This is a genomic window from Pseudomonas sp. JL27(2026) (genome assembly GCF_056933555.1).
Genome location: NZ_CM167794.1, coordinates 4,071,908 through 4,085,417 on the forward strand (window position 1 = coordinate 4,071,908; position 13,510 = coordinate 4,085,417).

Sequence of the window (13,510 nt, forward strand, 5' to 3'; positions counted from 1 at the left end):
TGAATTGACTCTGATTAGTACCGCTTCCAAACAATACGATTTACATAGTCAGTGTAGCTATGAACAATCCGAACAATCTTTTCCGACACGTTAGGCATGCTGTAATCAGCGACTAACCGCAACGAGCGAGACTCTCCGCGACTCTGGTTCTCCAGAACCAATAGGCCCTGCATCACACGCTCGACTTCAAGCCCCACCATCATGACCGCGGCCTCTTCCATGCCCTCAGGACGCTCGTGAGCTTCACGAATGTTCAGTGCCGGGAAGTTAAGAATCGAGGACTCTTCATTGATCGTGCCACTGTCTGACAGTACCGCTTTGGCACTCAATTGGAGTTTATTATAGTCCTTGAAACCCAAAGGTTTGAGCAATTGAACATTCTTGTGAAACGTAACGCCCATCGCATCGACACGCTTCTGGGTACGAGGATGGGTAGATACGATCACCGGATAATCGTAATGCTCGGCAACCGTATTGAGCGTTTCTACCAGCTTAAGGAAGTTCTTGTCCGAATCAATATTTTCTTCACGGTGTGCGCTGACGACAAAAAACTTGCCGGTTTCAAGAGAAAGACGTTCAAGAACATCTGACGACTCAATACCTTCGCGATAGTGAGTCAATACCTCAAACATCGGGCTGCCCGTCTTGATGACCATGTCTGCTGGCAAACCTTCGCGCAGCAGGTAATCTCGAGCGATAGTGCTATAAGTAAGATTGATATCCGCCGTGTGGTCAACAATACGTCGGTTTATTTCCTCTGGCACCCGCATATCAAAACAACGGTTACCCGCTTCCATATGGAATGTTGGGATTTTCCGTCGCTTGGCTGGAATGACCGCCATACAACTATTCGTATCACCCAGTACTAACAGGGCTTCGGGCTGAACCTCGGCGAGAACCCGATCAACGGAGATGATTACATTACCAATCGTCTCGGCACCGCTTGCTCCGGCGGCATTGAGAAAGTGATCCGGTTTACGAATACCCAGATCTTGAAAGAAAATCTCGTTAAGTTCGTAGTCATAGTTCTGTCCAGTGTGAACCAACGTATGGTCACAATATTCGTCAAGCGCACTGATGACTCTGGACAAACGAATAATTTCTGGACGAGTACCTACTACCGTGACAATTTTTAACTTTTTCATTCAAAATCTCTAATTAAAAATGCAATTACGCTTCAGTGCCGACAGGCAGTGCATAAGTATCCGGATGCTCACGATCAAAAATCTCATTGGCCCAGAGCATTACAATCATCTCGTCTTCGCCCACATTGGTAATGTCATGAGTCCAGCCAGGAACGGTCTCTACAATCTCGGGTTTATCGCCCTGGGTGACCAGTTCATAAAACTCACCGGAAACAATGTGTCGAAAACGGAAGCATGCCGTCCCCTTGATAACCAGAAACTTTTCGGTCTTCGAGTGATGATAATGGCCGCCCCGAGTAATGCCAGGATGAGCAGTAAAATATGAAAACTGACCTGAATCCTTAGTCTTGAGCATCTCAACGAATACGCCCCGGGGATCCCCGTATTTAGGCACTTCATAAGTAAAATGCTCAGGCGGGACGTAACTGAGATAAGTGGAGTAGAGCGCTCGCGTCAACCCCGTCCCCACCGGCTCGGTGATCAAACTATCGCGGCTGTCCCGAAAAGCGTGCAACTGATCAGATAGCTCACCGACCGTGGTCGCATAGCAGGGCTCAACCTCTACAAAAGGAGATCCCGACAGCTTTCCATCCATCACAGAAATAAAGTGCGCAATAACATCATCAATGTAAACCAATGAGATTGGCGCAGCAGGGTCATTGATTTGAATAGGCTGTTGACGGGCAATGTTATGGCAAAACGTCGCTACGGCAGAGTTATAGTTTGGTCGCGCCCACTTGCCGAATACGTTAGGTAACCGGAACAAGTGCACAGGCACACCATGCTGAGAGGCCAACTCCAGCAATGCCTCCTCAGCTTCACGTTTGCTTGTGCCATAGGCATTTGTCAGTTCGGCCTGTATCGAAGAGGTATAGAGTACCGGGGTTTTTCGACCACTGGCAGCAACGCCCTCGCAGAGTAACCGCGTTAGATCAGCGTTCCCTTCTTTGAATTCGTCCGGGTTTTGAGGACGGTTGACACCGGCCAGGTGAAAAACAAAATCAGCCTGGGCCAGCAGCGACTTCAAATCCGCGAGTGCGTCGTTGCGAGAGAACTGCAAAACCTCAATATCCTGACGCTCACGTAAGTGCGCAATAAGGTTTTTCGCTACGAATCCATTGGCGCCAGTGATCAAAATCTTCATACATTACTCCTCAGGAGTGGCATGTTCGCCACGCTGAATCGCGCGCATGAAATCCAGTTTCAACAGCAACTTCTGCATGCCTTCGACGTCCAAACGTTCAGTATTGTGAGAGTTGTAGTCCTCCATGGTGGAGATTCTCTCTTCACCTTGCTCTACAAACTTACTGTAGTTCAAATCACGCAGATCAGGCGGAACCCGGAAGTACTCCCCCATGTCTTCGGCACAGGCCATCTCTTCACGACTCAGCAGCGCCTCATAAAGCTTCTCGCCATGACGAGTACCGATAACCTGAATAGGGTGCTCAGGTTTTCCGACCATCATAGTGAGTGCCCGCGCCAGGGTTTCGACTGTGGCGGCCGGCGCTTTCTGGACAAACAGGTCACCGTTGTTACCGTGTTCAAAAGCGTACAGCACCAGGTCTACAGCATCCGACAACGTCATCATGAAACGCGTCATATTGGGATCGGTGATAGACAGTGCTTTTCCAGCTCTGATCTGATCAATAAAGAGGGGAATGACCGAGCCGCGAGAAGCCATTACGTTACCGTAACGCGTCCCACAAATAACTGTTTTGGTTTCATCGACATTGCGCGACTTGGCAACCATGACCTTTTCCATCATGGCCTTGGAAATACCCATCGCGTTAATTGGGTAAACCGCTTTGTCAGTGCTCAAACAAACAACACGCTTGACCTCATTCTGGATGGCCGCCTCCAGCATGTTATCAGTACCAATGACATTGGTCTTTACCGCTTCCATGGGGTGAAACTCACAGGAAGGCACTTGCTTGAGTGCTGCCGCATGAAAAATATAATCCACGCCACGCGTTGCATTTAAAACACTCTGATAATCACGAACATCACCAATGTAAAACTTCAATTTGTCACTGGCATAACGCTTACGCATGTCGTCTTGCTTTTTTTCATCTCGACTGAAAATCCGGATTTCCGCGATATCAGTATCCAGGAACCGTTTCAAAACAGCGTTTCCGAACGATCCCGTACCACCAGAGATAAGAAGTTTTTTTCCGACAAACATAGATAATTCCTAAATTAATGGTGACGCCACATTAGTGGTCGGATCGTAAGGCTGAATAAATAATTTCTTCTTTCTGCTGAGCAGTAGGGTAACTGATAAGCACCGCTCTATAAGAACCTTTGAATACAAAAAAGCTTCCTGCTGCAACACCCACAACACCGCACGCTTCGACGACACTTCGCATATCGTCGAGCGAACCAGCGCCCCCGAGAATCGTGATGGGAAGACGTACGGCCTTACGCAGCTCGATCGCAAGGGCCACATCATATCCCTTCATTCGACCGTCATTCTCAATAGAGTTAAGAACGATTTCTCCGGCGCCCAGCTTCTCGAGCTCCTGTGCGACTTCAAGCACATTACGCTTGGTATTGCGAGTGCCGTTATGAGTCCATACGTCGCAGACCTTGCTCAGCATTCTGCGCTTGTAGTCCAGGACCACCACCACGCTCTGCCGCCCAATTTCCTCGGCAATTTCCGCAATCAAACCCGGGTTGGCGATTGCCGCTGAACTGATAGCAACTTTTTCTACACCCAGCGCAATTATTCGCTTCGCCTGTTCTGCTGTGCGGACCCCACCGCCATAACACAGTGGCATTCGACACTCTGCTGCGAGCTTGGCGATCTGCTTATAATTCGGTTCAACGCCATGTACAGTGGCGTCAATATCTACAACGATGAGTTCATCAGCCTCCTTTTCGTTGAAAATCTTGACGGCATTGATGGGATCACCGACGTATTTCGGTTCTTTGAACTTGACGGTTTTAACAAGCCCACCATCCTGAATCAATAAACACGGAATAACTCTAGGTCTCAGCATTTCACAGTTCCGCAAAATTTTTCAGAAGTCTGACGCCGAAATGATGACTTTTTTCGGGGTGAAATTGCACACCAAAAACATTATCGTTCTTGACTGCACAACTAAAGTTCAAACCATACACTGAAGTGGCCGCTGCATCGCTGGCTGCCAGGCACTCAAAGAAAAAAGAATGCAGGAAATAGAAACGCGACTCTTCCTCAAGCCCTGTAAACAACGCTGAGTCAGTAGTCGCCTGCACATCATTCCAACCCATATGTGGCAATGCGAGATTTTCGAGCCCCGAAACTGACTCAAACGACCGAACGGTACCCGAAACCCAACCCAGACCGGGCAAAACGCCCTCCTCGCTGGAATCAGCAAGAATCTGCATGCCAACACAAATACCCAACACCGGGACCTTCTGCACGCGCACAAGATCATCCAGCATAGGGCGCATGCCCGACGCCTCCAGACGCTCCATCGCATGGTCAAATGCACCGACACCCGGCAAGATAATCTTACTGGCGCCCACAAGATCTTCTGCGCATTTCGCTACTTCAACCGGAATATGAAGGCGCCTGTAAACATTGACAAATGCCTGGATATTTCCAAGACCATAATCAACAATCTTGATCATTTAAAGAGCCTTTTCTCGATACCGAGAGCGCTGAGAACGCGAGAGCCTATACCGATCAAAAACCGTTTGTTCTTATAGTCTTGACAGGTTCGGTTCTCGCCTTCAAAAATTGTTTGAAGCTCAGGAACGCTCAAATCAAGCTTATGAGCAACATACTCAAACTCGGACTTCAAAAATTGCTCATCCAACTCCGGCTTAGCGATACGCTCCAGGGCCGCCTCTCGCGTCATCTGCCCTGTCATGATCATGCTTGAGAAGTGCGCTCTACGCTTCTCATAACCGAATTTGCGTGGCATCCAGTAATCCTCATAAAAGCGAGTAAACCTGGATTCATGATGCTTATGCTGAAATTTTTTCCAACCAAAAAGTTTTGCCAGCGTATCCTCAGCCTCATGCTTTATATAAGGAATCAGATTCAGCGGCCGAATTACTTTCATACCCAAAACATATCGATAGTAAATTTTATACGACAATATATCGACAATCGGAAAGCTTTTTAATGGTCGAGAACCAAACTTTTTATAAATATCCCCAATAAGGGTTTTATCAATGCCAGGGTAGGCACCCCACTGCTCCGGCTCCTTACAGCATTCAGTAGAGTAGTTCGCCCCCGTCAGAACATATTTAATCTTATGTGCTTTAGCGAACGTATACAGCCCAGAAAAGAATGCCGTGTCCTGAGGTATATCCTGATCAGGAACTTGAGCCTTGAGAAAAGCAACCTGAAGGTTTTTCATCTCCTCCCAGTTGATAACCTCAGTATAAAGATCCAACCCCAAGCCATCGACCAACTTCTCGATGTTGCCCACAGCCTGGTCAGTATTCCAACCTGCATCCACATGAAAAAGTAAAGGACGCAGTCCCATCTTTTCTTTAGCAACATAGGCGAGATAAGAGCTATCCAACCCGCCACTCAAGCCGATAACGCAATCAAAATCCTTACCACGACCTTCCTTCTTGATCTTGCTAGCCAAGCGCATGAGTTCGGCTTCGCCTACACCATCCGTATGCCAACTTGGTGCAATAACATCATGAAAGTTATTACAGTACTCGCACCAACCTCGATCATCAAAAGTGATATTCTTATCACTTGTATCCATGATGCAGTTCTTACAGATCTGATAGCTCATTCTTTATCGACTCAATAGAAAATCAAAAAGCTTGAATTCATTATTAATTAGTATTTTTTGCTAACTGAGTAGACCAGGTATCTGTCAGATACAACCAAGTTTCCTCAGCGCAACGGGTCCATGAATATTGGCCCGCAAGCGTATAAGCCTTATTTGCCAATTGCTTACGATATGTTTCGCTCTGTAACAACTGAAGTACCGCCTGGGCTACTGATTCAGAGTTTTCAGGATCAAAGTAGACTCCCGCGTCTTGAAGAATTTCAGGCATCGGCCCTCTGTTCGAGCACGCAATTGGTAATCCGCTAGCCATTGCTTCGACTAGAGTATTCGGCATATTTTCGCAACTTGATGCAAAGATAAAAATATCGGCCTTGGCGAGGTAGGCAGGAATTTCACTGTGCGCAACAGCATCAACCACCTCGACGAACTGTCCCCTCGGATCCGTTTCTTCTATCGCACTATCAAGTAATGCTTTTGCACGTCCAGCGCCGCCGCCAACCAAATGCAATGAGAGTGATTGACCCGAATCACGCAACTGTTTGATGGCTTTGACTACGTGCCATTGATGCTTATACAAATCGGCATTGGAAATATAAACGCAACGAATCTCCCGGTCTTCAACACCATCCGATGCCAGGGGAGCATGCCTGAATTTCTCACTCAGACCGTGGGGAATGATCCGAACGTTCGCAAGGGCACCGGTAAAACTCTGAATGACGTCGGAAGCATATTTGGTCAAAAACAACGCACCGCTAGCCCTGCGCAAGGAACTAACTTGCACATACCGTAAAAGCAGCAAGCGCAATCGCGCTAGCGAAAAACCATACCTCTCCATCTCGCCGCGCTCAAATGAAAGCATGTCGCGACTCATTGAGATCGCAGGAGAAAAAGGGCAAATCGAACCTGCATCCGTGGTCAGAAGCACATCGCAACCGCTGGACTTGATTTCCTCTGGGAGACGAAAAAACTGCCACCACAGCTGACGTAGCAACGATTGCTCAAGCTCGGGGGGATTGTGCTTGACGAGCCACGGATAGTCAGGAAGCGCATCCAAAAGCGACTTGTAGGACCAAACGTGAATTGAGTCTATGCCATGATCTCGAGGATCCACCGCTGCAAGAATACCCAAGAGATGAGCCTTGGCTCCTCCTGAGCGATTGCGCGATGCGTCAATGGCGACGATTGGTCGACGCACCTCTGTGTTTGAAGTGTTTACGATCACGCTTGAAACGCCAACATTCATAAAATTACCGTTACTTTAACGAAATTTGTCATCAGCGCGCTCAAGAAACGCTCCGAACGACGGCTGGTAGACTGAAGACTCAAAGCACTGTCGAGCCTTACCGAGACTGTGATCGGACATGCCAGGCCAAAGATCCGCGTCAATTATATGCTGGAACGCTTTGATGAGTTGGCTCTCGATCGTTTTTTTGTCGACGACTATCGCATCCTCAAACTCGGTGACCAGTCTACCCAGATCGCCGACGTTGTTGCATATGATAGGGCAACCGTGTGACCAACTTTCCATTGCCTTGGTCGGAAAGCCTGCATGGGCGTATCGTCTGTCTTCGCGTAGCAGAATCGAAAAATGGCTGACCTTGTATTCGGCAGCCACCCTTTCACGACTGACACGTCCCAAGCAGCGTACAAATGGTGCGTACTCCTGCGCCACCATGCCTTGCTCCTCAAGAAGCGACCTCAGAGACTCCCAATCCTGCCCCAGCAACGTGAATACAACCCTGCAGTTCAACGCCTTAGAAATGTTGGGCAGCGCGCGTACAAAGTCCAGAACCTGATCCTTCTTGCCCGCCTCACCGGCATAAATGCATTTAATGCACGACCTCAACGGCTCTCTTGAAACCGCTTCGATAGGCCAGGACACCAAGGGCGGGACTCGAACAATATTTCGTGTAGAGAAATAGTCCTCTAGAAAAACACTAATACAAATTATATTTTTGAAGCGTGGATAAACAAGGCGCATGCGCACCCAGTTCTCCAGAGCCGCAATACCGTAGCGCCCTCCTGGCAAGTGAGCACTCTCGTACCATTCCGTACTGTCCAACATAAGCGTAAACTTCCACTTCCACGCCAAGAACTGAAGTATTAACGCAAAGAGGGCCGGAGGATTGTATGCAACTACAATGTCAAACTCCCTATTGGACTTTAACCATCGCAACGTGTTGACTCCGCGAAAGATAAAACCAATCAGACGATTGACTGCGCCCAGTTTCTTTTCTCGAAATTCGGCCTGCGGATAGCATCGATAACCACGATAACTATACTCTGCACCCGCCGCTGAACTTTCCCAGCCGGCAAAGGATACAGAACATCCTGAACGATCAAACAATTCTGCTATGGACTGTACTCGAAAGGCCGCCGCATCACCTTCGGGAAATCGAAAGGCTCCGGTGTATAAAACTTTTTTCATTGCGCTACCCGTGGATTATTTTTCCTTGCGTACAATGCAAACAATACGAGCACTGGAGTAATCAGCATTACATACCTTACATTCACCGTTGGATTCATCAGCCACGCCAATAAAAATGCAAACACTGCAACGACCAGTGGCTTGGCTGGCGAGCGTAACCAATAACTAAAATTGAACCCCATCGACAACACAGGCTTAACCAGCAGCAAGAGCACCAATAACTGCGGGACCCTTAAAATCCTAGCAACATCAAGATCACCGGAATCCGTTATAAACGAAAACGAACTGTAGGCATCCATGACAAATTGCACCAAACGAATCGGATTAAACAGTACATATCCAATATAGTAGCTTTGATTAAAGCCCACTACAAAGGCACTAAACCCCTCACCAAGGCTCTCCTCCCCGATAATAGGTGCAATAACTGTCAGTATACCAGCGAGCAAAGAAGTCCCTAGATACGCCAATACCATCCAGACAAAAGGTCGCCTGACAAGCATTAGAAACACAAAAATCGGGACAAACACCAACAACTGCAACCGTATCAACCCCATTAATGGCAATAGCAGCACGAGCAATAGAAGCCTTCTATTTAGCGCACTGTAGATTGCAAACAACAAAATACAGACCGTCAACATATCTTTATTGATAAGTTGTGCGAAATACAAAAAATACGTATTGGCAAAAAAAGACAGCTTACCCACCACCCCCAAACCAAAACGATCAGACACAGACGCATAGAACAAGTAGCATAAGAACAATACAAGGCAGTTAAAAACAAAAGATATCAACACATAGTCGGGCTCTACTAAAAACGGCATCAAATAGCCTAAGGCCGTATAAATAGCAGCAATACCGAAGTCATTATTCAAGCCGAACTGAAAGCCAGAATCACGAATGGACCTCAAAGCATCAATATAAACAAAATGATCGTGTGCATTCAAAGCCAACTGAAAGAAACCCGTTACACCATCATAAGACTCTAAATCTTGCGAAAATAATAAAAAATACCCCACGCACAACGCCAAAAATAGCGGAACTCCAATTATACCAACTAGTCTTGACCGCTTAACCATAAGCTTCATAAATATAAAGACCTATAAAATAAACCGACATCGCCAAACTGAAGCACTACCTGACGGGTTCAAAGGCTTGGCATCCAGGCCAAGCCCTAATGAAACTCCAATGTATATATCAGACTACGGCCCTGCCGTGTCTTGCGCCTTGTATCTTATGCTCACCCACACAGCAAGCGCCAATAGGGCATTTTGCACAAATGCAATCCCAACCAGTCCTTGCATCATCCCAATAGGAGTAAAGCTAGAAAATGTGAACATTAGCCATATAGATGAAAGCGTCACCCCATCTACTAACAGCTGGTATTTTTGCAAGTGAAGTACTCGGCAGGCTACTCGAAAAGGAATAGACATCAGAAATACCGCTCCCCACGTCATGCCCCACGGTAACATTTTACTGGCTAAGCCCCACTGCCCACCCAAAACAAACAAGTAAAGATCCTCAAGCTGAAAGGCGATCAAGCAAGCCAGAATCGCGGCCAGAAAAATCTTTCTATCTAAAAATAGATAACTCAGGGAACTACTATCACCTCGACGTGGAGGAACCTTACCAAACTGGTGATAGAGAACTTGAGCAATACTGCTTGTGAGAAGGATCGTAGGCCCCCAAACCAATCGATTCACCATTGCGTACTGCCCACCAATATCAGCACCCAATGTTGACGTAAATAGAATCAAAGGCGCATAAAAAGCAGCGACAGACGTCAACTCTTGTGTTGTACCGTAAAAAGAAAATGATCGTAGGCGCAGCGTAGTTTCCCAAATAGCTCGTAGGCTGAAATGAATTTTCGAAAATCCAAATGTCGCCTTGCGCAGATAAAGTGCTGTTGCCGCCTCACCAATAACCGCCCCCCATAGCAGTCCATCTTGGACCGATAGAGCAGCACATCCGAATTGAACGCCAACAATCAAAAGAGCTCTCTTGATGTAGAAACCGGACAGACGCCCGAAATCCCCGCTAAACACAAGGTAGCTATTGCATGTATTGGACACTGCCACCGCAAGTGTCAGAACAAACGCAAAAATGTATATCTTTCCCAAATAAATAGCGATGGGAGCCGTTACCAAGAAAAGAAAAAAGCTTAGTGACTCAACTATTCGAGCAATGTTGCGTGCCTCATCCACCCCCTTCGTCAACGGAATAGACAAATGCATCTGCAGAGTAGCAATGACCGCTAATATCGTTGCGATTGACTGAGCTTGCGTCAGTAATGCAAAATCAGCCGGGTAATAGATTCGAGATAAAAACACAATCGACCCAAACTGAATAGCCTGCGCCAAACCGTTGCCGAGTAATAGTTTCTTTACGTTATTAAACAAATCAAACCTCTATCAGCAACGGCTAACAGAGTCGCGTACTACATAAACGCGACTCCGAATTGGGCAATCACCCTACACATGAAAACAGGGTCACACCCGCTTCAAGCCTGCATACCACGGCACCGTTTCTTCAACGCCCTTGGCCAAGTCATGAGTCGGATCATAACCCAAGAGGTTCTGCGCCTTACTAATATCAGCCTGACTATGACGCACATCCCCAGCACGAAACTCTCTATAGACGGGCTCCGAACTTTCCAAAACACCGTATTGAGTCAAGTTTTTGCGAAGCAATGCAAATAGAGAATTCAGTGTCGTTCTACCGCTTACAGCCACATTATAAATCTGGTTTTTAGCCGCCACATCTTGTGTGGTCGCAGCCAGAAGATTAGCTTGCACCGTATTTTTTATAAAACAGAAGTCACGACTGGTTTCACCATCACCATTTATATAAACCGCCTCCCCCTCAAGCAACGACAATGCCCACTTGGGTATAACCGCAGCATAGGCACCACCTGGATTTTGACGTGGGCCAAAAACGTTAAAATAACGCAACCCGATGGAGTTGAAGCCATAACAGCGCGAAAACACATCCGCATAAAGTTCGTTTACATACTTCGTAACTGCATACGGACTTAAGGGCTTACCAATCGTATGTTCAACTTTCGGCAGCGCTGGATGATCTCCATAAGTGCTGCTACTGGCTGCATACGTAAAGCTTTTGACATTCGCGTCGCGAGCAGCAACCAACATGTTAAGAAAACCATCAATGTTCGAGGCATTGGTAGTGATCGGATCCTGCAAGCTACGCGGCACACTACCTAGAGCGGCTTGATGTAATACGTAATCAACGCCTTTACAAGCGCGCTCGCAATCTGCAAGCACCCGAATGTCACCCTCAACAAACTCAAAGCTGCTCCACTGCTCGGCGGTAACCAAGCTACGGACCTCATCGAGGTTACTCTGAAAACCTGTTGAAAAATTATCCAGCCCTATCACTTTCTGATTTAACTTCAGCAGTGTTTCTAACAGATTGCTTCCAATAAAACCCGCAACACCGGTCACCAACCACGTTCGCGAATTTTGCAGCAGATCATTTTGCAGCTTTTGATAAGCGGTCATAACAACTCCATTCATAGCCGGCCGTCGGCTGCACCAAGAGGCAAAACGCCCTTGACATCATAAACAACCGCCCCGGATCGTCCGAAAGCCTTCAGCCCCTCTTCACCGATCTCTACAAACTGCGAATGCCCTACCGCAAGCACGATAGCGTCATAGTGTCCTTTAGCCGGAAGACCACCCAAACATTCCAAACCATACTCGGATTTGGCTTCGGCCACATTTATCCAAGGATCATAAACATCAACATTCGTATTGTAACTCTGAAGTTCCTTTATGATATCGACAACCTTGGTATTACGAATATCGGGGCAGTTTTCTTTAAATGTCAGACCGAGAACCAACACGTTACTGCCCAGAACCGATATATTCTTCCTCAGCATTAACTTAACAAGTTGATCCGCCACATAAGCAGACATACTGTCATTAATTCGACGACCCGCCAATATAACTTCTGGGTAGTAACCAACCTGCTGCGCTTTATGCGTCAAATAATACGGGTCGACCCCAATGCAATGCCCACCTACTAACCCTGGACGGAAAGGTAGAAAATTCCATTTAGTCCCGGCCGCTTGAAGCACTTCAAGCGTATCAATACCAAGCTTGTTAAAGATCAGACTAAGCTCATTCATCAAAGCGATGTTAACATCTCTTTGCGTGTTTTCTATGACCTTGGCCGCCTCCGCTACCTTGATACTGCTGGCCATATGAGTGCCAGCGGTTATTATCTGAGCATATAATTGATCAACCGCTATCGCAACACTCGGCGTGCTTCCGCTGGTTACTTTCTTGATACTCGGGAGACGGTGTTCTTTGTCACCCGGGTTGATTCGCTCCGGGCTATAACCACAAAAGAAATCAACATTAAATTTCAAGCCTGAGCCTTGCTCAAGTACCGGAACACAAATCTCTTCAGTTGCACCTGGGTAGACAGTAGACTCGTATATTACGACATCACCAGCCTTTAGAATTTTGCTTACTGTTCGACTCGCCATCACAAGCGGAGTGAAGTCCGGATGATTTGCAGCATCTACTGGAGTGGGAACGGTGACAATATATATCTCACACTCTGCGATATCTTCAACTCGACTGCTGAACGTCAAGTTCCCTGCCGCTGCCAACTCATCCGCATCAACTTCAAGCGTCGCATCATGGCCACCTTGAAGCTCAGAAATGCGCTTAGCATTAATATCAAATCCAACAACCGCACGCTTTCTACCGAACTCAACAGCCAGAGGTAACCCGACATAACCAAGGCCAATGACGGCTATTTTTTTATCGTTCAAATCCAGGAACTCTATTGGCATTTCACTCTTCCAAACATGCTAATAATGTCATTGGGCCATTTGCAAAACCCAAGCTATGAACCTTCTACAAGGTCATCAAAAATTTAAATCGTTCCAAAGTGCTGCCCCCTCAGAGTACTGGTAAGGCTCGCAGCCCAGCTGCGAAAATTTCGCATCCCTGATCGATCGTTTACTCTGCTCAACCAATCTCATTAAATAAATGCCTTACTGACATTGATCCGCAAATGCATGCTTAAGGTGTCGCTCAAAGCAATACCGCCTCGTGCTTAACGATCAGCACCCTGAAGGCAAGGAGCAAGAAATCCCCGCGCCTCCCTGGCACGACCTTTACTGGGACCAGTACAGGTAGGGGCAGTGTAGCTTTCTGCATACG

General features: G+C 47.1%; 12 protein-coding genes. All 12 read right to left on the bottom strand.

All coding sequences use genetic code 11. The annotated features are described in order from the left end of the window. Positions 1-14: 14 nt before the first annotated feature. Positions 15-1,145, bottom strand: a complete 1,131-nt coding sequence (gene wecB, locus AC1Z1G_RS18520; RefSeq protein WP_483621599.1) for a non-hydrolyzing UDP-N-acetylglucosamine 2-epimerase — start codon at positions 1,143-1,145, stop codon at positions 15-17. 25 nt (positions 1,146-1,170) lie between these two features. Next, the gene (gene wbjC, locus AC1Z1G_RS18525; RefSeq protein WP_483621601.1) at positions 1,171-2,289 is read right to left on the bottom strand and encodes a UDP-2-acetamido-2,6-beta-L-arabino-hexul-4-ose reductase; all 1,119 of its coding nucleotides are present in this window, start codon (positions 2,287-2,289) and stop codon (positions 1,171-1,173) included. Between the two features lie 3 nt (positions 2,290-2,292). Then, the gene (locus AC1Z1G_RS18530) at positions 2,293-3,327 is read right to left on the bottom strand and encodes a polysaccharide biosynthesis protein (RefSeq protein WP_483621603.1); all 1,035 of its coding nucleotides are present in this window, start codon (positions 3,325-3,327) and stop codon (positions 2,293-2,295) included. A gap of 31 nt (positions 3,328-3,358) precedes the next feature. Continuing rightward, entirely contained in the window at positions 3,359-4,144 is a 786-nt protein-coding gene (locus AC1Z1G_RS18535) for an AglZ/HisF2 family acetamidino modification protein (protein ID WP_483621605.1), read from the bottom strand. Position 4,145: 1 nt separating this feature from the next. Beyond that, a complete protein-coding gene (gene hisH, locus AC1Z1G_RS18540; protein ID WP_483621606.1) occupies positions 4,146-4,760 on the bottom strand; it encodes an imidazole glycerol phosphate synthase subunit HisH in 615 nt (204 codons plus the stop codon). After that, on the bottom strand, positions 4,757-5,890 hold the full coding sequence (locus AC1Z1G_RS18545; RefSeq protein ID WP_483621608.1) for an N-acetyl sugar amidotransferase: 1,134 nt from the start codon (positions 5,888-5,890) through the stop codon (positions 4,757-4,759). The genes hisH and AC1Z1G_RS18545 overlap by 4 nt, the downstream gene beginning before the upstream one ends. Before the next feature lie 43 nt (positions 5,891-5,933). Then, positions 5,934-7,133 carry a glycosyltransferase family 4 protein gene (locus tag AC1Z1G_RS18550; protein WP_483621609.1) on the bottom strand — a complete coding sequence of 400 codons (1,200 nt, stop codon included), beginning with the start codon at positions 7,131-7,133 and terminating at the stop codon, positions 5,934-5,936. 15 nt (positions 7,134-7,148) lie between these two features. Next, positions 7,149-8,318: a glycosyltransferase gene (locus tag AC1Z1G_RS18555; RefSeq protein WP_483621611.1), complete on the bottom strand. Its 1,170-nt coding sequence runs from the start codon at positions 8,316-8,318 to the stop codon at positions 7,149-7,151. Beyond that, positions 8,315-9,403, bottom strand: coding sequence for a hypothetical protein (locus tag AC1Z1G_RS18560; RefSeq protein WP_483621613.1), 1,089 nt, complete (start codon positions 9,401-9,403; stop codon positions 8,315-8,317). The genes AC1Z1G_RS18555 and AC1Z1G_RS18560 overlap by 4 nt, the downstream gene beginning before the upstream one ends. A 114-nt stretch (positions 9,404-9,517) precedes the next feature. After that, positions 9,518-10,714, bottom strand: a complete 1,197-nt coding sequence (locus AC1Z1G_RS18565) for an MATE family efflux transporter (protein WP_483621615.1) — start codon at positions 10,712-10,714, stop codon at positions 9,518-9,520. A 90-nt stretch (positions 10,715-10,804) separates the two neighbouring features. Beyond that, entirely contained in the window at positions 10,805-11,833 is a 1,029-nt protein-coding gene (locus AC1Z1G_RS18570; protein WP_483621617.1) for an NAD-dependent epimerase/dehydratase family protein, read from the bottom strand. Between the two features lie 11 nt (positions 11,834-11,844). Beyond that, on the bottom strand, positions 11,845-13,137 hold the full coding sequence (tviB, locus tag AC1Z1G_RS18575; RefSeq protein ID WP_483621618.1) for a Vi polysaccharide biosynthesis UDP-N-acetylglucosamine C-6 dehydrogenase TviB: 1,293 nt from the start codon (positions 13,135-13,137) through the stop codon (positions 11,845-11,847). Positions 13,138-13,510: the final 373 nt, after the last annotated feature.

Coding starts and splice junctions, on each gene's coding strand:
- AC1Z1G_RS18530 (WP_483621603.1), bottom strand. CDS start 3,327: ATGTTTGTCGGAAAAAAACTTCTTATCTCTGGTGGTACGGGATCGTTC.
- wbjC (WP_483621601.1), bottom strand. CDS start 2,289: ATGAAGATTTTGATCACTGGCGCCAATGGATTCGTAGCGAAAAACCTT.
- AC1Z1G_RS18550 (WP_483621609.1), bottom strand. CDS start 7,133: ATGAATGTTGGCGTTTCAAGCGTGATCGTAAACACTTCAAACACAGAG.
- AC1Z1G_RS18570 (WP_483621617.1), bottom strand. CDS start 11,833: ATGACCGCTTATCAAAAGCTGCAAAATGATCTGCTGCAAAATTCGCGA.
- wecB (WP_483621599.1), bottom strand. CDS start 1,145: ATGAAAAAGTTAAAAATTGTCACGGTAGTAGGTACTCGTCCAGAAATT.
- tviB (WP_483621618.1), bottom strand. CDS start 13,137: ATGCCAATAGAGTTCCTGGATTTGAACGATAAAAAAATAGCCGTCATT.
- AC1Z1G_RS18535 (WP_483621605.1), bottom strand. CDS start 4,144: ATGCTGAGACCTAGAGTTATTCCGTGTTTATTGATTCAGGATGGTGGG.
- AC1Z1G_RS18560 (WP_483621613.1), bottom strand. CDS start 9,403: ATGAAGCTTATGGTTAAGCGGTCAAGACTAGTTGGTATAATTGGAGTT.
- AC1Z1G_RS18555 (WP_483621611.1), bottom strand. CDS start 8,318: ATGAAAAAAGTTTTATACACCGGAGCCTTTCGATTTCCCGAAGGTGAT.
- hisH (WP_483621606.1), bottom strand. CDS start 4,760: ATGATCAAGATTGTTGATTATGGTCTTGGAAATATCCAGGCATTTGTC.
- AC1Z1G_RS18545 (WP_483621608.1), bottom strand. CDS start 5,890: ATGAGCTATCAGATCTGTAAGAACTGCATCATGGATACAAGTGATAAG.